The organism is candidate division Zixibacteria bacterium HGW-Zixibacteria-1 (genome assembly GCA_002838945.1).
Classification (GTDB): domain Bacteria; phylum Zixibacteria; class MSB-5A5; order GN15; family PGXB01; genus PGXB01.
Genome location: PGXB01000018.1, coordinates 23,131 through 45,684, shown reverse-complemented (window position 1 = coordinate 45,684; position 22,554 = coordinate 23,131). Strand labels below are relative to the sequence as shown.

The following is a 22,554-nucleotide window of genomic DNA, read 5'->3' as shown; positions in this document are numbered from 1 at the left end:
TGAAGAGAATATCTAAAAAATTATAAAGAATATTCCGATAATAATTATATCAATAATTCAAACTGTTGTTATTTTTAGGACAAGGTCATGATGTCAGACAAACAAGGCAAAAAGTCGCACAAACGCAATGATTCCGTCCGCAGCAAGGAAAGGGATCAGAAGATCAAGAAGAGCCAGAAATCAAAGAAGAAGACGGACTGGCGTGATTTGCTAATTGAGGAGGACGATTATTTCTTTCCAAAACGTTAAGGGGATCGTCATCCGGGGGCATGGGAAGGCCTTTATTGTAAGATCGCAGCATAAAGAGATCCCCTGCGAAATTCGTGGAAAAGTAAAATACAATACTGATGCGGTAACACCGGTTGCCGTAGGTGATGAAGTATACATATCCGTCAACCCCGACGGAACCGGTATGATCGAACAGGTCGAAAAACGTCGCTCGATGTTTTTCCGTCCGGCCAAGGGTATGGACTCCAGGAAACAGGTTATTGCGGCCAATATCGATCAACTGGCGGCGGTCGTGTCTGTCATGCAGCCACCGCTCAAGCCGGGCTTAATCGACCGGTTTTTAATATCAGCCGAGATCGGGAATTTACGACCAATTATTATTTTAAATAAAATCGATCTGGGGCGCCCTGCCGTGGTTGCGGAGCTTCAGGAAGGTTATAACCGTCTCGGCATAAGTTGCCATATTTTATCGGCGGTGACCGGGGAAGGTTTCGATAATCTGACAAAGGATCTGGCCGACCATATCACAATTTTCGCCGGCCACTCCGGAGTAGGCAAATCTACTATTCTCAATCACCTAATTCCCGGTTTGAATATAAGAGTGGCGGCCGTTTCCGAAAGCACCGATAAGGGTGTCCACACCACCACCAGGGTGGAATTGTATGAATTACCCAATGGCGGCTATGTCGTGGACAGCCCCGGGTTGAAGGTTCTCGGGTTGTGGGATGTCGAATGCGGAGATTTGGCGCGCTTTTTCCCGGAAATGGAAGAGTTTCGCGACGGCTGTCGTTTTACCGGATGCAGCCATACTCACGAGCCGGATTGTGCTGTCAAAAAGGCGGTAACTGAAGGCCGGATAGCAGCTTTCAGATATAGAAGCTATCTGACGATCTACAAATCCCTCTGATTTCGTTCATAATTTCGGTTGTATATTGTCTCCCGATAAGTTAAGATGAAATGTGATGTTACCGAATTGTTTTAGTACGGGATAAAGTTATGGCATCCAAAAACGTAGAATTCAGAGTCGGGCTTCTCATCATTGCCGGTCTCATTATTCTGTCGGCGGCGATTTTCTGGATACAGGGATATCGCTTCGGCCAGGAATATCAGCCGGTTCTGGTGGTTTTCGAAGAGGTTGGCTCGCTGGCCAAAGGGAACCCGGTGATGGTTTCCGGCATCCGCATGGGGAAGGTCAAAAATATGACTCTTCATGAAGGCGGCGTGCTGGTCACTATGACTATGAGCAAGGAAGTGGGACTCCAAAAGGATGCCTCTTTCACCGTCAAAAATATCGGTCTGATGGGTGAGCGGTTCGTGGCGGTTCGGCCGGGGGCATCCGAAGAACCGCTGGATTTGTCGATTCCGGCGCAGGGTTCATATGATACCGGCATTCCTGAAGTTATGGGAATGATGGGGGAGATGACCACCGAGTTGCGAAATCTGGTGTTTGCCATCAAAGGCTCGATTGCTTCCGACGAGAATCTCGACAAACTATCCAATGCCATCGGCAATTTTGAAAAACTTTCGGAATCGCTCGCGGAATACCTGGAGCGGAATCGTAATAATTTCGACAAAACCGCCGAGAATTTTCTGGCGGCATCGAAAGGATTGAAAAAACTGGTTTCGGGAAGCACCGAAAAGGTCGATTCGACGCTGGTCCGGGTTGAGGATGTTTCACGCCGGATGGACGGGGTAGTGACGGATCTGGAACAGATGTCGAAAGCGGCCCGTGAGTTCGCCGACAACCTCAATAAGGGTGATGGAACGATTCAGATGCTGGTCGATGACCGTCGATTGTATGATGACTTGCGAAAAACCGCTTCCAATCTCGATGCCTTAATAAATGATATCAGGGAAAATCCCCGCAAATATATTGACTTGAAAGTGGAGTTGTTTTAATGGAGAAGTTTAAGCTGGCCATAGGAATTCATAACCACCAGCCGATTGGGAATTTCGACTCGGTTTTTAAACAGGCCCACAAACTGGCTTACAAACCCTTCCTGGAATTATTCGAAAAGTTCGATAAACTAAAAATGTCGCTCCACCAGTCGGGCATTTTATGGACCTGGCAGGGTGAGATGGATATAAAATATTTCGATCTGGTTCAGAAACTTATATATGATGAACGACTGGAGCTAATGACCGGCGGCTTTTATGAGCCGATTTTGCCCATGATTCCGGATCGCGACAAGCATGGTCAAATAGAAATGCTCAGCCGCTATCTTTACGGCCAGTTTGGCGTTGATCCGACCGGATTATGGCTGACCGAGCGGGTCTGGGAGCCGCACCTTCCGAAAGCGCTCAAGAAGGCCGGCGTTGAATACCTTCCGATAGACGATACACATTTCATCTACACCGGGATGGAGCCGGATGATTTGAAGGGGGTTTTTCTGACCGAGGAGGAAGGCGCTGTCGTGAAGCTGCTGCCGATACAAAAGAAACTTCGTTACCGGATTCCATTCGGAACGGTCGAGAAAGTGATCGATGAGTTGAAACGGCAGGCCGAAAAAAATCCGGGTGGATTGGCCGTGTATGCCGATGACGGCGAGAAATTCGGCGTCTGGCCCAAGACGCATCGGCACTGTTATACGGACGGATGGCTGGAGGAATTTTTTACGGCGCTGTCTGATAACTCGGATTGGCTTGAAGTGATTACGCTGGGTCAGGCGGCGGTAACCAGGCCGGTTGGAAGGGTGTATCTGCCGACAGCTTCATATGCCGAGATGTTGCACTGGTCGCTTCCGGCGAAGGCGTTCGTGGAATATGAAGAATTCGAAAAATGGCTCAAGGAATCGGGCAAGCTGGAGCGGTATGGCCGGTTCGTGCGGGGCGGACACTGGCGCAGTTTTTTGGCCAAGTATGAAGAAGTCAATATGATGCACAAGCGGATGCTGCATGTCTCAAATAAGCTGGAGCAGTTCATCAGGCAGAATCCGACGCGTCATGACCCGTTCGACCAGGCCCGGCACCATCTTTATGCCGCCCAGTGCAACTGCCCCTATTGGCACGGTGTTTTTGGCGGGTTATATTTGGCGCATATAAGGAGTGCCATTTACAGCAATATCATATCGGCGGAAAACCTATTGACCCCCGAACTTGAAGAAGTGCAGAAAACTATGGTCGATTATGACAGCGACGGGCACAGCGAAGTGCTGGTTACGACCAATAAATTTTATGCCATTATAAAGCCATCTTATGGAGGAACGCTGGTCGAACTGGATAACCGTGAAGCCGCTTTTTCGATTACCGATACGCTTACCCGCAGGCTGGAGGGGTACCATCGCAAATTAGCCACCGCCAAACTTGACGGCGACACGACGGAAAGCGATGAAACCGAATCGATTCATGATCTGGTGCTGACCAAAGAAACCGGTTTGAACAAGCTTCTGGCCGAAGATTGGTATTTGCGTCGGTGCTTTGTGGATCATTTTATAAAATCGGACACCGATATCAATAAGTTTGCTTCGGGGAAGTTCGGCGATGACGGCGATTTCGTGCTGGAGCCGTGGCAGTACAGCCCCGGCGGCGATGCCGGGACGGTTCGGTTGAAGAGAAACGGGCATCTCTGGCGTGAGGATGGCATTAAGCCGCTGACTATCGTAAAAAGCTACTATTTCCAGAAAGATTCGGATGTCATCAGCGTCAATTACAGCCTGACCGCCGAAAAGGATAATATCTCCGGGATTCGTTTTGCGGTGGAGAACAATTTCAACCTGCTGGCAGGTCATGCCGATGACCGCTATATAACGTTCGGCGGCGTCAGACCTGAAAACAGTTTCCTTGATGCCGTAAATTCACACAAAGGATTTACATCGACCATCCTGAATGATGACTGGGGCAAGCTTGTAATAGCGGTCATGCCTGACCGCGAGGGGGAAGTCTGGCAGGTGCCGATATTCACTATTTCCCTTTCTGAGGGTGGTTTCGAGAAAGTGTACCAGGGAACCTCGATTGTGAATATATTCGATATTTCGCTCAAGAAGGGGGTTCCGTTCGAAGTGTCTTTCCTGCTGTTTTCGGGCAAACCGGAAAATCTCCCGCGCAGATTTTTGGCCAGGGGGCAGGAAACGCCGGTTCAGAAATTGTGATGTTATGAAATCTCAAAGGCGGCTTTCGGGCCGCCTTTTTTTTGTCTGGTTTTTTTCCTGTCTGATGTACATTGACATCTGTTTTAGGATTTGTGATTATTAATATATGAGAATAGAAATATTTAATTATCAAAAGGCATAAATCGGAAGGAGTCAGCTATGGAACTCAAAGGGAAAGTGGCATTGGTAACCGGCGCCAGCCGGGGAATCGGCGCGGCGACGGCGAAACTGCTGGCGCGGCATGGCGCGGCAGTGGCGGTTAATTATTTTCAGAGTAAGGGACCGGCTGAAGCGGTGGTCAAGGAAATCATTGATAATGGCGGCAAAGCGATTATGGTCCAGGCCGACGTCCGCAAGCGCGACGAGGTCGCCGAAATGGTGAAGAAGACTAATGCCGAATTGGGCAAGATCGACATTTTGGTTCTCAATGCCGGCGCCAGTGTGCCATGGAAGGCTTTTATGGAACTGACCACGGAAGAATTCGAAAACAAGGTGCTGGGTGAAATCCGCGGCTTTTTCCATCCGGCGCAGCTTGTCATACCGCAGATGATCGAGCGCAAGAAGGGGTGTATAGTCGGAATCAGCAGCGGGTTGTCGCGGCATCCGGGCTTCGGATTCAGCTCCCACACCACGGCCAAGTCGGGAGTGGACGGCTTGATGAAGTCGTTGGCGCTGGAACTGGGACCATTCGGTATCCGGGTCAACACGGTCGCGCCGGGGCTGACTATCACCGATGCGACTTCATGGCTGCCGAAGGAGCGGATTGAAGATTCGGCCAGAATGACACCGATGAAGCGCGTGGGCCAGCCGGAAGATATCGCCGGTGCGGTGCTGATGGTGGTCCGCGACGATGCCGGGTTTGTGACGGGTAATTACATTGCGGTCTCCGGCGGGGCGTTGATGCTGTAAAGTGATATGTAGTTCGGGCAATCAGTAAATGTAGACAAATAGAGGTAAGTCTTGATAAGTATATTATCCGAAAGTCATCTATATTAATGATGTCCTAATGCCCATAAAAAACGAATAAAGTAAGCTGGAACAGAATGAGTTACAAAAGATTTAATAAAATTATTATATTAGTGATGTCATATTATTGAAAAAGGAATATATTATTTGGTTATGAAAACTTCACATAAAATAGTTTTTGGCGATTCGCGTGAACTCGCAATAATTCCAAATGAAAGTGTTCATTTGGTAGTTACATCACCGCCCTATTGGCAATTAAAAGACTATGGCAAGGAAAATCAAATAGGTTTTAATGATACATATGAACAATATATAAATAATCTAAATCTAGTATGGTCAGAATGCCACAGAGTCTTACACAAGGGTTGCCGACTATGCATTAATATCGGTGATCAATTTGCTCGCTCGGTCTATTATGGAAGATACAAGGTTATCCCAATTAGAACTGAAATAATCAAATTCTGTGAGACAATAGGATTTGATTATATGGGGGCAATAATTTGGCAAAAGGTAACAACTTGTAATACTACAGGTGGTGCGACCATAATGGGCTCATTCCCGTATCCAAGAAACGGAATATTGAAAATAGATTATGAATTTATCTTGATTTTTAAGAAATATGGAGATGTACCAAAAGTCGAAAAAAGGCAGAAGCAGCAGTCAATATTAAGCAAAGAGGAATGGAATCTTTATTTTAATGGCCATTGGAATTTTGCGGGCGAAAAGCAAAATGGCCATTTGGCAATGTTTCCAGAGGAATTACCTCGTAGACTTATAAAGATGTTTAGCTTTGTTGGAGACACTGTTTTAGATCCTTTCTTGGGTAGTGGAACGACGATTTTAGCGGCAAAAAATCTTCAAAGAAATTCAATAGGATATGAAATTAATCAGGATTTTAAAGAAGTAATCATCAATAAATTAAAATTAGACAAAGGTGATATCTTTGAGAAAGATTATGAAATTGAGTTCATTATATCCAGTTCTCCCAATATTGACTTTTTTAAAAAAATGAAATCCTTTCCATATAATTTCAAAGATCCAGTTGCATTTGACAAAAAAATTGATATAAAGAAGCTATCCTTTGGTTCAAAGATTGATTCAGGTACAAAGGAAAAGCAAGATTACTATACAGTAAAGAAAATATTGCCCAATAACAAGCTATTATTAGATAATGGTTTGTCAGTCAAATTGGCAGGCATTAAAGTAAATGAAAATCAATTAATGGAATTTAATGAATTTCTCATAAGTAAGGTAAAGGGCAAAAAAGTATTCTTAAAATTTGATAAAATTAAGTATGATTCAGACAATAATTTACTTTGCTACCTCTATTTAAAAAACAAGACATTTATTAATGCACATTTGGTTAAATATGGATTGGCTTTGGTCGATGATTCTACTGCAATCACAAATGTATCATTAAATAAGTTGAAAAAGGGATATAATGGCAAAAGAGTGGCTACTTAATTCTGCGACTAATCGTTTTCAATTCAATTTCAAGAGAAATGTTGGCGCTGTCTCAGAGGCTATAAGGAAATGCGCCCCAAAGAATTTGGAGGAGTGGGAAAATTATTACTTCCAGAATATTAAATCACGAGAACATATCGAAGAGTTGGGCCGTAGACTTTATATAAAGATTACTGAAGTGCTTGCCGCTGAGATTGATTCAATAAATGAAAATGATTGTATTGATTACATATATAATTTGGTGATAAACAGGACTTACGATGGATATTTGACAGAAATCAAAACGGTTTATGGCCAATTGGAAAAAATATTGGAACAGCGAATTGAGCCTGCACCTGATGAGTGGGACAGGTTATTCAATGTTGATTTCTATATTGATATTGATGGCAAATATATTGGATTACAAATTAAACCAGCAAGTGATGTCTCACACATAACACAGATTTATAAGGAAAGAGAATTGCAAAAATTAACTCATATAAAGTTTTCCAAAAAATATCAAGGGAAAGTATTTTATGTTATTTCAATAAAAAAGGATGGTTCCAAGGAAATTCAAAATATTGAAGTAATAGATGATATAAAATCGGAAATCAGACGTTTGCAGAATCTTGTATAATTTGTAACAGCTTGGATAATGAACATTGCAGGCAATGCCGCATTGAAATGTGAATTGTCTACGGCAATTATGTTACGGTTTTTGGCGGAACCGTGAATTCCCCACAATATAACTTTTTGTTGAAATTTCAGCTTGTTTGTATAAAGATATATCCAGCAATATCTGATATAAGACTATAGAATAACGAAAATATGTTTTTTGAAGGGAGTCAAAAGTGAAACATGTAGTAATTCTGATGCTGATGGGGTTACTGGTGGCCGGATGCGGCGGTTCATCGACCCAGGTTACCCGCATCGATCCCGAAACTCAGACCGATTTGAGCGGGAATTGGAACGACACCGACGCCCGCCTGGTGGCGCAGGAGATGATAACCGACGCGGTGGCGCGTGTCTGGATAACAGATTTTGCGGCCGCAACCGGTAATAAGCCGGTGGTAACGGTCGGGACGATACGGAATATGAGCTCCGAACATATCGACACCGAAACTTTTACGGCCGATTTCGAGCGCGAGCTGATCAATTCGGGCAAGGTTCGTTTTGTGGCCAGCAGCGGGCAGCGGGATGAAATCCGCGGTGAGAGGTTTGACCAGCAGGATTTTGCCTCTAAAGAGACGATGAAGAAAATCCGTAATGAAACCGGGGCCGATTTTATCCTGATGGGCGCCATTAAGACCATTGTCGATCAGGTTGAAGGAATCAAGGTCGTTTATTACCAGACCGACCTGGAGATGATCAATATCGAGTCGATGGAAAAAGTCTGGATCGGTACGAAGAAAATCAAGAAGGAAATATCTCAGGGCAAGACCAAGTGGTAAACCCGATCCATAGAATATATATATCAGGCATGACAGCAGCAATAATGCTGCTGTTGTGCCTTGTTTTGCAATCCGGGTGCGCCTCACTTTCGACACAGAATGCCTTCTATGACCCGATAACGGAGGAGCTTCGCGAAGGCGATTATAAGGCTTCGGTGGAGAAAATCGAAGAAGCGAAGGAGAAAGGCAAATACAAGGAAAAAGACCGCTTTTTGTACTATCTTGATGCCGGACTGGCCTATCATTACGCCGATCAGTTCGATTCCAGCAATAACAAACTGACCGAGGCGGAGGATGCCGCCCGGGAATTGTTTACCAAAAGCATTTCCAAGGCGGCAACGTCGCTGTTGCTTAATGATAATGTGCTCGATTATTCCGGCGAGGATTATGAAATATTGTATTCCAATCTTGTCAAGGCGCTTAATTTTATCGTGATGGACAGGTTTGATGATGCTTTTGTGGAAATACGCCGGGCCAACGAAAAACTGGAATTACTCGAACAAAAATATGGCGATATGGCGGCACGGTACAATCAGGGGGCCGAGGAGGATACCGCGCGGGTGGATATCAAATACAGCGCGGAGAAGGTCAGATTCAATAATGCCGCTTTTGCCCGGTATTTGAGCATGCACATTTATGCGGCTGACGGGCGGCTTGATGATGCCCGGATCGATCATGATTTTCTGGTCAGCGCTTTCCGCGAACAACCGTATATTTATGATTTCGAAATGCCCGAGGTGAAATATTACTCCGAAGACAAGTCGATTTTGAGTATTGTCGGCCTGGCGGGGCTTTCGCCGGTCAAGGAGGCGCTGAATCTTCGAATCCGCACCGATAAAGATCTCAATCTGGTGCAGATTCTCTATACCGACCCATGGCGCCAGGACACCGAATACGGCCATATTCCGATGAAGGTTTCGCAGGATTTTTATTTCAAGCTGGCTATTCCCAAGATAATCGAGCGGCCGTCGGTAATCACCCGGATTCGGGTCACGGCCGATTCCATGTTCATCGGAGAATTGCAGTTGATCGAAGATATTTCGAAAGTGGCGACGGAGACATTCGAGGCCAAAAAATCGCTGATCTATCTCAGGACGGTGGCGCGGGCGATTTTCAAAGGGCTGACAACGTACAAAATGAAAAAGAAAGCCGATACCGGAGGACTGGACGGCTGGCTTAAAAAAGCGGCCATCGATATCGGGGCCGATATTACCGAAAACGCCGATTTGCGCTGTTCGCATTTGTTGCCGGGGCGGATTTATGTCGGCGATTTCGAGATCGCGCCGGGGGAATACGATCTGACGATTGAATTTCTCGATGAGGCCGGGAATGTTATAAGCGTGACTACCGTAAATAATTATAAAGTCCTTGAACGGGGTTTGAATTTGGTCGAGGCCGTCTCGCTTAATTGACATTGCTCCATTTTCTTCTTTCGCAAATTACACAAAAAAAATCGCAAAATCAGATGACAAGAGTCGGTGTTTTGTGTTTATTATATGGAAATATAGTAAGTTGCGGCGGTGGCGAGGCCATGCAATTTATGCCGCTGAGCCGAATGACGGAAGGAATTGACTATGGGTATTCTGGCAGTGGAGAACTTAAAACTCCAGCTAAACGGTAAAGCGATCTTAAACGGTCTCAGTATAGATTTTTGGGAAGGGCATGTCCATGCCGTGGTCGGCCCCAACGGGGCGGGTAAATCGACCCTGGCGGCGGTGATTATGGGGCTGTCCGGCTATACTAATGTCGAAGGGGACATAAAATTCAATGGCGAGTCGATTAAGAATTTAAGTGTCGATGAGCGCGCCAAGCGCGGTATCACCCTGGCCTGGCAGGAACCGGCGCGGTTCGAGGGTTTGCCGATTCGCGATTTTATCCGGGCCTCGGCCAAAGACAAGGATGACGACAATCTAAAATCGATTCTGGCCAAGGTCGGGCTTGATCCCGCTGAATACTGGAAACGGGCGGCCGACAAGACCCTCAGCGGCGGTGAGCGTAAAAAAGTCGAGCTGGCCACAATTCTGGCGATGCGGCCGAAAGTGGCTCTGCTCGATGAACCCGACTCCGGAATCGATATAGAATCGATCGAGCGGATTTTTGAGGCGGTCAGGATGCTTCGTGACGACGGCACGACGGTTATCCTTATCACCCACAGTCTCGCCGTTCTGGACCAGGCCGAACATGCGTTTCTTCTCTGTCATGGGCGCATGGTGGATAAAGGTACCGTGAGCCGGATCAGGAAATATTTCGAGCGCAACTGCCTGCCGTGTGATCACAAGAATTTTCCCAATCTGCAGATTATCGGAGAGCAGCCATGACGACCGATCTACAAACGATAAATGAATTGTACAAGTACACCGATACTGACCCGAACCTCAAAGACCCCGATACGGCGCATCTGGTAATCAACGGCAATCATGTTCTGGGCATGCATGCCGTTCCCGGTTTGAATATCACGGTCAAGGAACTCGAAGATGGTATCGACATGGTCATGAAGCTTGACCCGGGCACGGTTGTCGAGAAGCCGGTGCATCTGTGTTTCGGGATGCTTCCCAAGACAGGGGTCCAGCGCATTATTATGGATGTCGATATCGGCGCCGGTTCCAAAATTTCACTGCTGGCGCACTGCGTTTTCCCCAAGGCGGTCGATGTTCAGCATATTATGGATGCCAAACTCAGAATCGGCGACGGCGCCGAATATAATTATTTCGAGAAGCATGTCCACAGTCCTGAGGGAGGCGTCAAGGTATATCCGAAGGCGGTTGTTCAGGTCGGAAAGAAGGCGATTTTCAAGACGGAATTCGAGCTCATCAAGGGCCGGGTCGGTCTGATTGATATAGATTATGAGACCAGCGGCGATTCATACAGTGTGGTCGATATGACGGCCCGGATAAGCGGCCGCAAGGATGATATTATTAAGATCAGGGAAACAGGGCATCTTAACGGCGAATACGCCCGGGGCGTGCTGATTTCGAAAATAGCTGTCAGGGATCAAGCCAGGGCCGAAGTCTATAACAAAATGACGGCGACGGCGGCGTTTGCCCGCGGCCATGTTGATTGCAAGGAAATAGTCCAGGATGAGGGCATGGCAACGGCGATTCCGATCGTGGAAGTGCGTCACCCTAAGGCGCATATCACCCATGAGGCGGCTATCGGAAGCGTTGACAGCAAGCAGCTTGAAACTCTTATGTCACGTGGGCTTGACGAAGATGATGCCGTGGAGATTATCATCAACGGGTTGCTGAGCCGCCGGGAAGACTGACTTGAATAATTAATATTATTGAGTTGACAGCCTGACATTTTCATCTATATTTAAATAGCTCCGAAAACCGACTTCGGATTTATTAGTATTCTTTGTTTTCCACAATTTAAGCGCGGGCTCAGTATGTCTGCGCATGAAATAAAAGAAGAAACTGCACAAAGCTTTTAGATAACGAGGTGCTGCACATGAATATTTATTTAAGAAAAATCGGATGGCTGTTTGCAGTGATTACACTTCTATTAGTTTCATTCTGCCCGGTACAGGCAGAAAAACCCTCGCTGCGGCAAAGATTATATTCAGACGGCGAAGTCAAGACTTCGATAATATCCGAAAAACCGCAGTATCAGGCGGTTGAATTCGAGAAATACCGCTATGGGGATGAAAGACTGCCCGGCCTTTTGAATGATTTGAATAAGGCCACCGGCGAAAAATCGACTTTGACCGGAATGTACCATCCGGCTCTGGGCGATAATGGCGCCGATACGCTTGTCCGCGGATTTGAGTATTATGAAGGAGCAGATTTAAACAGCTATATGTTCTGGAACGGCTCGGATGATGACGGTGCCAACTGGACGACATGCTGCTATCTTGACCTGCGGGGCGGGATGTACCCGTCGATTGATTACTGGGGCGAGGGAACGCAATTTTACGGGACTTTCGTTCCGCCGCTCGATTTTCAGAACGGCGCCGCCTTTATGCTTATGGAAATCCCCGATCCGATGGATGCCTACACCTGGTCGGTCGGCTGGGCCAGTTACGCTGGTCAGGGATGGCACAGTATGAAAATGAATGAAATAGCTTGCGACAACAGCCTTGAATCATGGCACTGGGGCTACCAGTCGATGGTTTTGAGCCGCACTTATCCCGGTTATAATCTTTATGACGCGCCGCATATAATGTATCTGGTCGGCCCCTCGACGGCAATGATAAGCTATCATACAACACTTGACAGTTGCAAGACCACTTCGGCCGATATCGATCCGGTCGGGATGAGGGCATATTCTGTTTATGATCGGTATGATTCGGATGACGACCAGTTTCAGTTGTTTGTCAGGCAGGATATCTATGGTGTCTGGGATTCCGGCACAGTAGCGCTGGAGAAAAATTTTACTGATCCTGATCAACATATTATTTATCCGGTAGTAGCAGCCTATGATAACCATATCGTGATAGCTGCCGCGACTTATAATGATTCGCTTCCCGACAATAAGGATATCGTCTGCTGGTTTGCCAATGACGGCGATCTGAACAGCCTGACCAATATGAGCGTTATTGCTGCCACGGCTTCGCCTGAGAATTTTCCTGAAATCTCGCATGTGAATGACAGCACATTTGTGTGTACCTTCGTAAGTAATAATCACCTTTTTGCCAGTTACAGTGTCAATGGGGGAGCCGATTGGAGCAGCCCGGAAAGGGTGAGCGGTTCGAACCAGATAGTAGTTGATGAATACCGTACAGCCGATATCGGGGATGGCGGATTGAAAGTACTGTTCGAGTATCAGATTGCGGGCAGCGATGATGTTTATCTTGATATGAAGCGGCTGGATCTTCTCGACAGCGACGGGGATGGTGTTTTCTTCTTTGACGATAATTGCCCGAATGTCGCCAACAGCGGACAGGATGACGTCGATGGTGACGGTTTCGGCGATTTATGTGACAATTGCCCTTATAATGCCAATGCCAATCAGAGCGATGTGGACGGTGATATGATCGGCGATCTGTGCGACAACTGTCCTACTGACGCCAATAGCGATCAGGCTGATTACGATTCCGACGGTGTCGGCGATGCCTGCGATGAGTGCACCGACAATGACGGCGACGGTTTCGGTGATCCCGGTTTCGCAGCAAATACGTGCACTATCGACAACTGCCCCGGAACGCCGAATCCGCTCCAGGAGGATGGCGACGCAGACGGTGTCGGAGATATATGCGATAATTGCCCCGGTGCGGCAAACAGCGACCAGGTCGATTTTGACGGTGACGGCGCCGGCGACAGTTGTGACGATTGCACGGACATTGACGGCGATGGATACGGGAATCCGGGTTTTCCTCAAAATATCTGCGCGGCGGATAATTGCCCGTCGGTTTATAATACGGATCAGGCCGACGGTGATCTTGACGGGGTCGGTGATGCCTGCGAGTTTATTTGCGGCGATGTAAACGGTGAAGGCAATATTAATATCCTGGATGTGACATTTCTGATCAGTTATTTGTACAAGGGCGGTTCTGCACCCATTCCTCCCGAAGCCGGTGATATAAACGAAGACGGAAACACAAATATTCTGGATGTAACTTATCTAATTAATTACTTATATAAGGGCGGGCCGGCGCCGGCGTGCCCATAGAAAGAAAAGTGACACTCAGGGCGGGTCTGACAGCCCGCCTTTTTATTTTACAATTTTGTTTTTGACAATTGTTTCAAGAATCGCCGAAGCAATCATCCGGTGTCCTTCGGCGGTGGGGTGGCAATGATCAATGAAGAGGGCTTCATTTCTTTCCGTGGCGAAGAGCTTCGGCAGGTCGATCATGTAAATTTTTTTCAATTCGGATAAAGAGTCAATAATCCGCTGATATGATCGCTTGATGCGCAGGGAGAAATAATCGGCCTGGCAGGCCGAATCCAGATACTTATATACATCTGAAGAAGTGTCAAAGAGACTCGAATCGCTGCCGGACTGCGAGAGTAGATTAATGCCGATGTTGAAAAGAAAAGGGGAGCCGGCGGCCACCGCCCCGCAATTGCTTTCGGCATCATGATGTTTCATATAGTTGGATCGTGCCTTGCGCAACAAACTGTCGGCTTTGACATAGTCTTTAATACCCCAGCAGTAAACGCCAAGATTATTGGCAGCGCCGGGATCCTCAGGTTCTTCTTCAAGCTGCCGTAAATATAGTGAAGCTACCGAATCGGATGGAAGAGTATCAGTGTGGGCGGAACCATAGACGGTCCTTGTAAACACATCGCCCTCGCCGTACAGCTTATGAAACATCTCCGGATTTATGCAGTACTTTAAAGGTCTTCGCAGCAAAAGTCGAAGTTCATCCGGGAAAATTAACTCGCCGCTTTCATCACTAACATGGGCCAGCGCCCGAAACTGAAGACCGGCCGGCCACAACAAAGGAACCGGCGGTTTAAGAATGATTAACGGGCAATTATGCCGGTGGCACTGTTCGATTATATTTTCCAGATTTTCGGTATATCTTTCGGGCGGGACTCTTAATTTCAGAGAATGAGCCTCCGGTGCATCAGTTCCGGATAAAGAAAGCAACAGATTTTTCAGAATACGGTAAAGCGCCGAATGCGAACAGAGACGGCGGATATTTTTCAGCCTCTGCTTTTGAAAGAGGTCAAGGTCACGACATTGGCCCGAGATGGAAGCATCGTTATTGCCGCAATAGAGCAGGACCAGGTCCGGTTGGAGGACCCAGCCCTTTTTTTGCAGAAACCGCCATATTTGTTCACTGCTATATCCGGAGACGGCGGCGTTTATCAGCTCGAATTTTCGATTTCCATGAAATTCAAGGTCGAGCATATAACGAAGAATCTCGCCAAAGGCCTGGTTTCGTGATTTCAGTCCGAGACCGACCGGGGAAGAATCGCCAAGGAGCAAAATGCGGAAAACATTTTTCTCTTTTTCATTCGGGATTTCATCGCCCAGAAGGTTCTGAGAATTAGTTTTAATCAAGGGGTTGTTGATGTTTTTTTTGAATTTCCATAAAAGCTCCGGATCGCTCTCATGCCAGCCGAGAAACGAGTTGAAGAATCGGGGCTGCCACCCGAGATTTTCGGCCGTTTCCGGAGTCTTTTTTGAAAAGCCGGTTTCGGCAATTCTGGCTGTCGTTTCCGCAATCAGCAAGGCCAAGCAGACAGCGACCAGTGTGAAGGCCGGTTTCTTCCACATAATGCTAATTTAGTCCGAATCAGTGACAAAACAAACTATAAATAACAGTTTCCCGGCTTGCGGAAATTTCGTATTTTATGCCAATGATTGCATTGCCGTCAGAATTGTTAAAGGCGTTAAGATCGGCCAAAAGGGTTGCGGTCTTGACCGGGGCCGGGATATCGGCCGAATCGGGTGTGCCCACTTTCCGCGGCAAAGAGGGTTTGTGGAAGAAATTCCGGGCCGAGGAACTCGCGACGGTTGAGGCATTTATGGATAATCCGCAACTGGTTTGGGAATGGTATATGTATCGTCGGGAATTAATTAACCAGGTGAAACCGAATCCGGGGCATTATGCACTCGTCGAACTTGAAAATCATTTTGAGGATTTCACGCTGATAACTCAGAATGTCGACAACCTTCATCAGGTGGCCGGTTCAAGAAATATTTTGGAATTGCACGGCAACATTGCTCAGAATAAATGTCTGGATTGCGGACGACCCTTCAAAGGGGAGATCGAAATTACGGAAGCGGCTGTTCCCAGGTGCGAGTGTGGTGGATATTTAAGGCCGGGCGTGGTCTGGTTTGGCGAGCTTTTGCCGGCTCAAGCCATAAATAATGCCATTGATGCTTCCGAGAGGGCCGAGCTCTTTTTTTCCATCGGAACCTCGGCGCTGGTTTATCCGGCCGCTTCGATGCCGTTGACGGCGAAACGCAACGGGGCCTATCTGGTGGAGGTCAACCTGGAACCGACGCCTTTGAGTGATATCGCTGACTGTGCCCTTCATGGCAAATCAGGAGAGATACTTCCCCGGATTGTCGAGAGAATGAAAGAATGACAAGAAAAACGGCGTCGGAAATTATCAAAGTCGGCGAAACTCTTTTTGAATCATTGAGTGAATGCGAGATCTGTCCCCACGAATGCCGGGTCAACCGTTTTCAGGGAGAGCGGGGCAAGTGCAACAGTGGCACCGAATTAAAGGTGGCCAGCTATAATCTTCATGGGGGCGAGGAGCCGCCCTTGTCGGGTGGTGGAGGATCAGGAACGATATTTTTGGCTAATTGTTCTCTTTTCTGCAAATACTGCCAGAATTATCCTATCTCTCAGATGGGCACCGGCTCATTCGTATCGATTGATGAGTGCCGCGATATGATGCTTGAATTGCAGAAACGGGGCGCCGACAATATCAATTTTGTTACGCCGGATCATATGCTTCCCATGATATTGCTGGCGCTTGGCCGGGCGCGAGAAGCCGGTTTAACCCTGCCGATCGTTTATAACTGCTCGGGCTATCAAAAATTGGGAATTCTCAAGCTCCTTGAGGGTATAATAGACATATATCTGGCGGATATGCGATACAATGATGACCGACTGGCAAAAAAATATTCAGGCTGCGACAATTATGTCGCCGTCAATCGGGCGGCGGTCAGGGAAATGTATCGCCAGGTTGGCAATCTTGAGATGGATGACAGGGGTTTGGCGGTAAAAGGAATTTTGATCCGGCATTTGGTTCTTCCGAACAATATTTCGGGTTCTCAGGAAATATTTAAATTTCTTGCTGAAGAAATCTCCGAAGATGTGTATGTTTCATTAATGAGCCAGTATTTTCCGGCATATAAGGCGATCGATGATGAGAAAATAAATCGTCGTTTGACCGTCAAAGAGTTTGACAAAGCGGTCGATACGTTTTATGATGCCGGTCTGGGAAATGGTTTTATACAGCATTTGTCTTATGAATCGACTTATTAAATTACTGATTTTGGCGCTGGTTCTTTCGATGGGGACCGGGTGTGTTTACTATAACACTTTTTACCTTGCCCGCAAGGCATTCAATGATGCCGAGTCGAAGAGAAAGGACAGCAAGAGCCGGGGCGGCAGGGTCGCGACCGGGCAGTACAAACAGGCCATCGAGAAATCAGAGAAGATTATTGAAAAATATCCCAACTCCAAGTATTATGATGATGCCCTGTATGTAAACGGAGTGTCGTATTTTTACACCGAGGACTACGGCAAGGCATCAAAAAGATTCCGGGAACTGATTGCTAATTTCCCCAAATCGGGTTATTACAAAGAATCGCAATTGTATCTGGCCAAGGCCAAGCTGAAGGTTGGCGATGAAGAAGATGCCATGGCGCTGTTTCAGGATCTTTTTAGCGAAGGGAAGGATAAAGAAATCAAAGCGGAGGCGGCTTTGGCACTCGGCGAATATTATTATGGTGAAAAGGAATTTGCCAAAGCACAGCCTTACTTTGCATCAATAATCGATTCTCTTGGAAATAATGAAGATAAGATTCTTGCCAAGATGTATATTGCCGATGGTCAGTTCACCAGATTTCGGTTCCAGGACGCAATCAAGACATACCTTGAGTTATCCAATTATGAGCTAAGCAAGAATGATGAGTATAAAGTGAATTTCAGGCTTGGTGAATGCTATTATTATACCAACAATATCGAAAAGGGCATGGAATACTTCACTAATCTTGCCAAGAACGAGATGTATTTTGATTCTCTGCCTTCCATAAAAATGATGCTGGCCCAGGGTTATGAATGGCAGGGGGATATGTTTCTTGCCGAAGAGATATATGACCAGGTTGCAACGGAAAACCCAAGGCACCCCAAGGGGGCTTTGGCCAATTATTATCTGGGACTGCTTTATCAGCATGAATATGAAGATTATAAAAAGGCCAAAGAGTATTATGATAAAGCCAAGGCAGCCGGCGGAACCAGCGATATCTATCAGGACGCCCTGGAGCATTCGACCAATATCGGCAAGCTCGAGGAATATCTGGGACTGAAGAGTCCTGATTCGTCGGCCTCCGAACAGGAGGTCGATAAGGCGGCCGAATCCCAATACCTTCTTGCGGAATTGTATTTGACTAAACTTGATAAGCCCGACTCGGCGCTGCAGGAATTCAAATATATTGCGACCAGTTTTCCCGATGCTTATGTCGCGCCAAAGGCGCAGATTGCCATAGCGCTTATGGAACGTGATTATTATGATGATACTCTGGCCTTCGACACCACTCTGCGGAATATGGTAAAGGCGTATCCCCGTTCCGATTTTGTTCCCGAAGCATTTGACCTGCTCGGGCTGAGGGGAACGCTCGCGGATACCGGTTATGCCGAGGTATACTATAAAAAGGCGGAAGAATTTATTTTTGATGAAAACAATATTGATTCGGCCAGATTTTATTATCAATATGTGGCGGATAGTTTCCCCCGGTCATCGTACAATTTGCAGTCAAAATATGCCCTGCTGTGGCTGGTCGAAAATTATGAGAGCCCCGGTGATTCGACATTATATTATGCCTATGCCTATTTTGCGGATTCATTCTCCACGACCGAATTCGGTAAAGCGGCCGACAGGAAGCTGACGGTCAAGCCGCGCATAGCCCGCGAGGACGATGACAACAAAGATTCATTGTTTACGGAAGCGGGCGCTGACGACCTGCGAGATTCCACCGGGCCGTCGGTCGATGACACAACCAAATTCATGACGCCGGAGGAGAGGTATTTTATCGGGCCCAGCGGGACGACACTTTTTCAAACTCAGGGGGAACCGTCGAGGTTCGATCGCGAGTTCCGCTATCCGCCGGCGGCATATTATACGAACTTTGAAGGTTACCTTTATTTTCAATTGAAAATTGACGCTTTCGGCAGGGTCGAAGATTTGAAACTTATGAATCCGACACCATCCGAAGAGCTTAACGATGAGGCGACCGAAGCGGTCTTATCGGCCGAGTTTCCGACTTTCTGGATCACTGCCGATCTGGTCGGCAGATGGTTTGTTTATAAATATTATATAAGGCTTCCTTCGGACTTAAGATGAGCAAAATTGTCGTAGAAAATGCCAAATTAATCAAGAAAAGGTCATTGGGCCGGGGAAATTTTATTTTTGACCTGGCCCCTTTTAGCATGACCAAATCGATCAAACCGGGTCAGTTTATTCATGTAAAACAACCGGCGACAAATCTGTTCTTCAGAAGGGCTTTCTCGATTTATGATTTTGACCCGGACAAAAGGCAAATAAGCATAATCTTCAAGGTGTTCGGGCGTGGCACGGCGCTGATGGCGCGGCTTGAGAAAGACGCCGACCTGGGCATCATGGGGCCGCTTGGCAACGGCTTTAAATTTCCATCGAAAAGGGAATCGGTGATTCTCGCCGCCGGGGGAATCGGTATGCCGCCGATTTATCTTCTGGCCAAGCAAATTCTGGAAAAGGGCCATGACCCCGACAAAGTTCTCTACTTCTATGGCGGGGCATCAAAAGAAGATCTGGTCGAGATGAATCGTATCAGGAAACTGGGTCTGAAATTCTATCCCTCCACTGATGATGGTTCCTATGGTTACCGCGGATTTGTCAGCGAGGCCATAACTAATACGATCAATATGTCGGACGGCAAATATCGGATTTACGCCTGTGGTCCTGAGGGAATGCTGAAAGCAGTGGATGAGCTTGCCCGGAATATTGGCCTGCCGGGGCAGCTGTCCCTGGAAGCGCCCATGCCCTGCGGGATCGGTATTTGCCTGGGCTGTATTAAGCCGCTTCGGGCGGGCGGCTATACCAGGATTTGCCGGGAGGGTCCGGTTTATGATGTCGGGGAGGTGCTTATATGAGACCGGATCTATCAGTCGAAATTGCCGGAGTAAAATTCAGCAACCCTATTTTGACCGCTTCCGGGACCTGCGGTTATGGGGAGGAACTGGCTGATGTTTTTGATCTTTCCCTGCTGGGGGGAATTGTCACCAAGTCGATTACGGTCAAACCGCGTGAGGGACATCCGCCGCCCCGGACGGCCGAAACCGAAGCTGGAATGCTTAATGCCATCGGGCTGGCCAATGTCGGGGTGGATCGGTTTATTGAAGAAAAGCTGGTTTTTCTTGAGAAATTTAAGACCGTTGTCGTGGTCAATGTCGCCGGGGCAAAGCTGGAGGAATATGTCGAAATATCGCGACGGCTGGCCGACTGTCCCCGGGCCGATATGGTGGAATTGAATTTTTCATGCCCGAACGTTGAGTCGGGAATGGAGATTGCCAAGGATCCGGCGCGAGCCGAGCAGGCGGTTGCCGCGGTGAAGAAGGTCTTTCCGAGGCCGGTTATCGCCAAGCTGTCGCCCAATGTCTCTGACATCAAAGTCATTGCCCTGGCCTGTGAAGCAGGGGGGGCCGATGCCCTGTCGGTTATAAACACGCTGGTGGGCATGGCGGTCGATATTGAGACATACCGTCCAAGGCTGACCAACAATACGGGCGGGCTGTCGGGGCCGGCCATTAAGCCGGTGGCCCTGGCCATGGTTTATCAGGTTTACAACGCGGTCAAAATACCGATAATCGGAATCGGCGGAATAATGAACTGGACCGACGTTATTGAATTCTTTCTGTGCGGGGCCAGCGCTGTTCAGGTCGGAACCGGTTTGTTTGTGGAGCCGGATGCACCGATTAAAATCGTTAAAGGATTGCAAAAATATCTTTTACATAATAAATTAAGCAATATCAGGGAATTGACAGGTAAGCTGAGGAAATATTGATGAATCCAGTTAATGACATAAAGGCGGTTCAGGAAAAGAACCGCTCGATGCTGTGTGTTGGTCTCGATTTGGATCAGAAAAGGCTTCCGTCCGATTATGCGACATCGATTAAAGGATGGTATGATTTTGCGGTGGCGATAATCGAGGCCACCAAGGATATAGTCTGCGCCTATAAACCAAACCTGGCCTTTTTCGAGGAGCGCGGTCCCGAAGGGTTATCGCTTCTTGAAAAAATCATACAAAAAATTCCGGACGATCTTATTGTTATTGCCGACGGCAAACGAGGCGATATCGGCAATACCGCCGCGCATTATGCCAACGCCATGTTCGAACGCCTTAATGCGGACTGGGTGACCATCAATCCATATATGGGCTATGATTCAATCCGGCCGTTCCTGGATCATAAAGGCAAAGGGGCGTTTATTCTTTGCCTGACCTCAAATCCGGGCAGTCGGGATTTTCAATTGATGCATGTGGTAAATAAGCCTATTTACATGTATGTGGCCGAAAAGGTAGCTTACTGGAACAAGGAAAATAACCTTGGCCTGGTTGTCGGGGCAACGCATCCGGAGCAATTGGCCGATATCCGCCGAGTGGCCGGTGACATGCCGATTCTGATTCCCGGAGTCGGAGCGCAGGGCGGTGACCTGGAAAAGGCGGTTACTTACGGCACCGACAATTTTAAGCATCCGGCCATTCTAAATATTTCACGCTCGGTACTGTATGCTTCATCGGGAAGCGATTTTGCCGACGCCGCCAGGGCCGAGGTCGAAAAGTTGAATGGTGTAATTAACGGCCTTCGCAAGAAGAACGACGAGGCTAATATCTGATTTTACCCTGATTCGATTATAGAAAAGGTAATTCGGGCATAACCGGAAAAAAATACCCGGGTGTTCTAAAACTGATCAGATAATTCATCGGCCGGTCGTCACGACCGGCTTTTTTTTATAATCTTTTGCAAATTTAGTGGCTGAATGTCGTTTTTGGTTTTCCGCCCCAAAATGGGGTAAATATATCCTGTAAGATGTCGATAATTAAAGGAAACCAAGGAGGCAACATGAAAAAACTATTAATCGTCATGTTTTGTCTGGCGTTTGCAGCGCCTTCCTTTGCGTTGACTGGAGTATCCTTCGGCGTTAAAGGTGGATTGCTGACAAATTATGACCAACCCTCACTGTCAACCCCCAGCGAGGATAATAGTAATATGGCTCTGGGTGGACTTCAAGTAAGATTTTCATCCATACCCATGTTCGATGTAATCGTCAGCGGTGAATATGCCTGGAGAAGTGATTCTTATTCAATTCTTGGTGAAACCGTTGATTTCAAGACCCGCGATCTGCTGTTTTCAGCGTCAGCCGTATATCCGTTTGAGCTGCCGTTTGCGACGCCTTATTTCGGCGCCGGCCTGGCGACTCACAATGTCGGATTTGACGTTGATTACCCGGCTACCTGGGCATTGGCTGATGAAGCCGAGAGCATTTCGACGACCGAGACCAGAATGGGTTATCACCTGATGACCGGTTTCGAAATCGGCTTGCCGGCCTTTCCGCTCAAGCTGAATGCCGAATATCGACTCAACTGGATCGATATGCCTTATGAAACCGCGAAAGTCAATACCTTTACGGCTGGACTGGTCTTTTCACTGCCGTAATAACCAAATTTAGGAATCACCAACCAATCTTTGAACCGGCCCTTATGGGCCGGTT

The 22,554-nt window shown here is 47.3% G+C and carries 19 protein-coding genes; 18 read left to right on the top strand and 1 reads right to left on the bottom strand.

The genetic code is table 11. The features are described from left to right. Positions 1 to 214: 214 nt before the first annotated feature. The 11 genes from rsgA (at position 215) to CVT49_08510 (ending at position 13,783) form a co-directional block, all read left to right on the top strand. The gene (gene rsgA, locus CVT49_08560; protein ID PKK83462.1) at positions 215 to 1,135 is read left to right on the top strand and encodes a ribosome small subunit-dependent GTPase A; all 921 of its coding nucleotides are present in this window, start codon (positions 215 to 217) and stop codon (positions 1,133 to 1,135) included. Positions 1,136 to 1,224: 89 nt separating this feature from the next. Beyond that, positions 1,225 to 2,127: a hypothetical protein gene (locus tag CVT49_08555; protein ID PKK83461.1), complete on the top strand. Its 903-nt coding sequence runs from the start codon at positions 1,225 to 1,227 to the stop codon at positions 2,125 to 2,127. Further along, a complete protein-coding gene (locus CVT49_08550) occupies positions 2,127 to 4,316 on the top strand; it encodes an alpha-amylase (GenBank protein PKK83460.1) in 2,190 nt (729 codons plus the stop codon). The genes CVT49_08555 and CVT49_08550 overlap by 1 nt, the downstream gene beginning before the upstream one ends. A 159-nt stretch (positions 4,317 to 4,475) precedes the next feature. Then, positions 4,476 to 5,225 (top strand): short-chain dehydrogenase, encoded by a 750-nt coding sequence (locus CVT49_08545; GenBank protein ID PKK83459.1) that lies wholly within the window; start codon positions 4,476 to 4,478, stop codon positions 5,223 to 5,225. Positions 5,226 to 5,435: 210 nt separating this feature from the next. Next, positions 5,436 to 6,746 (top strand): DNA methylase N-4, encoded by a 1,311-nt coding sequence (locus tag CVT49_08540; GenBank protein PKK83458.1) that lies wholly within the window; start codon positions 5,436 to 5,438, stop codon positions 6,744 to 6,746. Beyond that, a complete protein-coding gene (locus tag CVT49_08535; GenBank protein PKK83457.1) occupies positions 6,724 to 7,362 on the top strand; it encodes an MjaI family restriction endonuclease in 639 nt (212 codons plus the stop codon). The genes CVT49_08540 and CVT49_08535 overlap by 23 nt, the downstream gene beginning before the upstream one ends. Before the next feature lie 235 nt (positions 7,363 to 7,597). Then, entirely contained in the window at positions 7,598 to 8,176 is a 579-nt protein-coding gene (locus CVT49_08530) for a penicillin-binding protein activator LpoB (protein PKK83456.1), read from the top strand. 44 nt (positions 8,177 to 8,220) lie between these two features. Further along, on the top strand, positions 8,221 to 9,588 hold the full coding sequence (locus CVT49_08525) for a hypothetical protein (GenBank protein PKK83455.1): 1,368 nt from the start codon (positions 8,221 to 8,223) through the stop codon (positions 9,586 to 9,588). 162 nt (positions 9,589 to 9,750) lie between these two features. Next, a complete protein-coding gene (locus CVT49_08520; protein PKK83454.1) occupies positions 9,751 to 10,494 on the top strand; it encodes an ABC transporter ATP-binding protein in 744 nt (247 codons plus the stop codon). Next, positions 10,491 to 11,438, top strand: a complete 948-nt coding sequence (locus CVT49_08515) for a SufBD protein (GenBank protein PKK83453.1) — start codon at positions 10,491 to 10,493, stop codon at positions 11,436 to 11,438. The genes CVT49_08520 and CVT49_08515 overlap by 4 nt, the downstream gene beginning before the upstream one ends. A 185-nt stretch (positions 11,439 to 11,623) precedes the next feature. Next, entirely contained in the window at positions 11,624 to 13,783 is a 2,160-nt protein-coding gene (locus CVT49_08510; protein ID PKK83452.1) for a hypothetical protein, read from the top strand. A 42-nt stretch (positions 13,784 to 13,825) separates the two neighbouring features. Here CVT49_08510 and CVT49_08505 read toward each other — a convergent pair whose 3' ends face one another. Further along, positions 13,826 to 15,340: a hypothetical protein gene (locus tag CVT49_08505; GenBank protein PKK83451.1), complete on the bottom strand. Its 1,515-nt coding sequence runs from the start codon at positions 15,338 to 15,340 to the stop codon at positions 13,826 to 13,828. A gap of 83 nt (positions 15,341 to 15,423) precedes the next feature. Between CVT49_08505 and CVT49_08500 the strand changes: the two genes are divergently transcribed. The 7 genes from CVT49_08500 to CVT49_08470 all read left to right on the top strand — a co-directional run bounded on the left by CVT49_08500 (position 15,424) and on the right by CVT49_08470 (position 22,499). After that, positions 15,424 to 16,158, top strand: coding sequence for an NAD-dependent protein deacylase (locus CVT49_08500; protein ID PKK83450.1), 735 nt, complete (start codon positions 15,424 to 15,426; stop codon positions 16,156 to 16,158). Continuing rightward, complete coding sequence (locus tag CVT49_08495) at positions 16,155 to 17,069, top strand: radical SAM protein (protein PKK83449.1); 915 nt, start codon at positions 16,155 to 16,157, stop codon at positions 17,067 to 17,069. Before CVT49_08500 ends, CVT49_08495 begins: the two co-directional genes overlap by 4 nt. After that, positions 17,011 to 19,149, top strand: coding sequence for a hypothetical protein (locus CVT49_08490; protein PKK83448.1), 2,139 nt, complete (start codon positions 17,011 to 17,013; stop codon positions 19,147 to 19,149). The genes CVT49_08495 and CVT49_08490 overlap by 59 nt, the downstream gene beginning before the upstream one ends. Continuing rightward, the gene (locus CVT49_08485) at positions 19,146 to 19,937 is read left to right on the top strand and encodes a hypothetical protein (protein PKK83447.1); all 792 of its coding nucleotides are present in this window, start codon (positions 19,146 to 19,148) and stop codon (positions 19,935 to 19,937) included. Before CVT49_08490 ends, CVT49_08485 begins: the two co-directional genes overlap by 4 nt. Continuing rightward, positions 19,934 to 20,848: a dihydroorotate dehydrogenase gene (locus tag CVT49_08480; protein PKK83446.1), complete on the top strand. Its 915-nt coding sequence runs from the start codon at positions 19,934 to 19,936 to the stop codon at positions 20,846 to 20,848. Before CVT49_08485 ends, CVT49_08480 begins: the two co-directional genes overlap by 4 nt. After that, positions 20,848 to 21,678: an orotidine-5'-phosphate decarboxylase gene (gene pyrF, locus CVT49_08475; protein PKK83445.1), complete on the top strand. Its 831-nt coding sequence runs from the start codon at positions 20,848 to 20,850 to the stop codon at positions 21,676 to 21,678. Before CVT49_08480 ends, pyrF begins: the two co-directional genes overlap by 1 nt. Positions 21,679 to 21,872: 194 nt before the next feature. Beyond that, positions 21,873 to 22,499, top strand: a complete 627-nt coding sequence (locus CVT49_08470) for a hypothetical protein (protein PKK83444.1) — start codon at positions 21,873 to 21,875, stop codon at positions 22,497 to 22,499. The last annotated feature ends 55 nt before the right edge of the window (positions 22,500 to 22,554 follow it).

Coding starts and splice junctions, on each gene's coding strand:
- CVT49_08555 (PKK83461.1), top strand. CDS start 1,225: ATGGCATCCAAAAACGTAGAATTCAGAGTCGGGCTTCTCATCATTGCC.
- CVT49_08550 (PKK83460.1), top strand. CDS start 2,127: ATGGAGAAGTTTAAGCTGGCCATAGGAATTCATAACCACCAGCCGATT.
- CVT49_08545 (PKK83459.1), top strand. CDS start 4,476: ATGGAACTCAAAGGGAAAGTGGCATTGGTAACCGGCGCCAGCCGGGGA.
- CVT49_08540 (PKK83458.1), top strand. CDS start 5,436: ATGAAAACTTCACATAAAATAGTTTTTGGCGATTCGCGTGAACTCGCA.
- CVT49_08535 (PKK83457.1), top strand. CDS start 6,724: ATGGCAAAAGAGTGGCTACTTAATTCTGCGACTAATCGTTTTCAATTC.
- CVT49_08530 (PKK83456.1), top strand. CDS start 7,598: ATGCTGATGGGGTTACTGGTGGCCGGATGCGGCGGTTCATCGACCCAG.
- CVT49_08525 (PKK83455.1), top strand. CDS start 8,221: ATGCTGCTGTTGTGCCTTGTTTTGCAATCCGGGTGCGCCTCACTTTCG.
- CVT49_08520 (PKK83454.1), top strand. CDS start 9,751: ATGGGTATTCTGGCAGTGGAGAACTTAAAACTCCAGCTAAACGGTAAA.
- CVT49_08515 (PKK83453.1), top strand. CDS start 10,491: ATGACGACCGATCTACAAACGATAAATGAATTGTACAAGTACACCGAT.
- CVT49_08510 (PKK83452.1), top strand. CDS start 11,624: ATGAATATTTATTTAAGAAAAATCGGATGGCTGTTTGCAGTGATTACA.
- CVT49_08505 (PKK83451.1), bottom strand. CDS start 15,340: ATGTGGAAGAAACCGGCCTTCACACTGGTCGCTGTCTGCTTGGCCTTG.
- CVT49_08500 (PKK83450.1), top strand. CDS start 15,424: ATGATTGCATTGCCGTCAGAATTGTTAAAGGCGTTAAGATCGGCCAAA.
- CVT49_08495 (PKK83449.1), top strand. CDS start 16,155: ATGACAAGAAAAACGGCGTCGGAAATTATCAAAGTCGGCGAAACTCTT.
- CVT49_08490 (PKK83448.1), top strand. CDS start 17,011: ATGATGCCGGTCTGGGAAATGGTTTTATACAGCATTTGTCTTATGAAT.
- CVT49_08485 (PKK83447.1), top strand. CDS start 19,146: ATGAGCAAAATTGTCGTAGAAAATGCCAAATTAATCAAGAAAAGGTCA.
- CVT49_08480 (PKK83446.1), top strand. CDS start 19,934: ATGAGACCGGATCTATCAGTCGAAATTGCCGGAGTAAAATTCAGCAAC.
- pyrF (PKK83445.1), top strand. CDS start 20,848: ATGAATCCAGTTAATGACATAAAGGCGGTTCAGGAAAAGAACCGCTCG.
- CVT49_08470 (PKK83444.1), top strand. CDS start 21,873: ATGTCGATAATTAAAGGAAACCAAGGAGGCAACATGAAAAAACTATTA.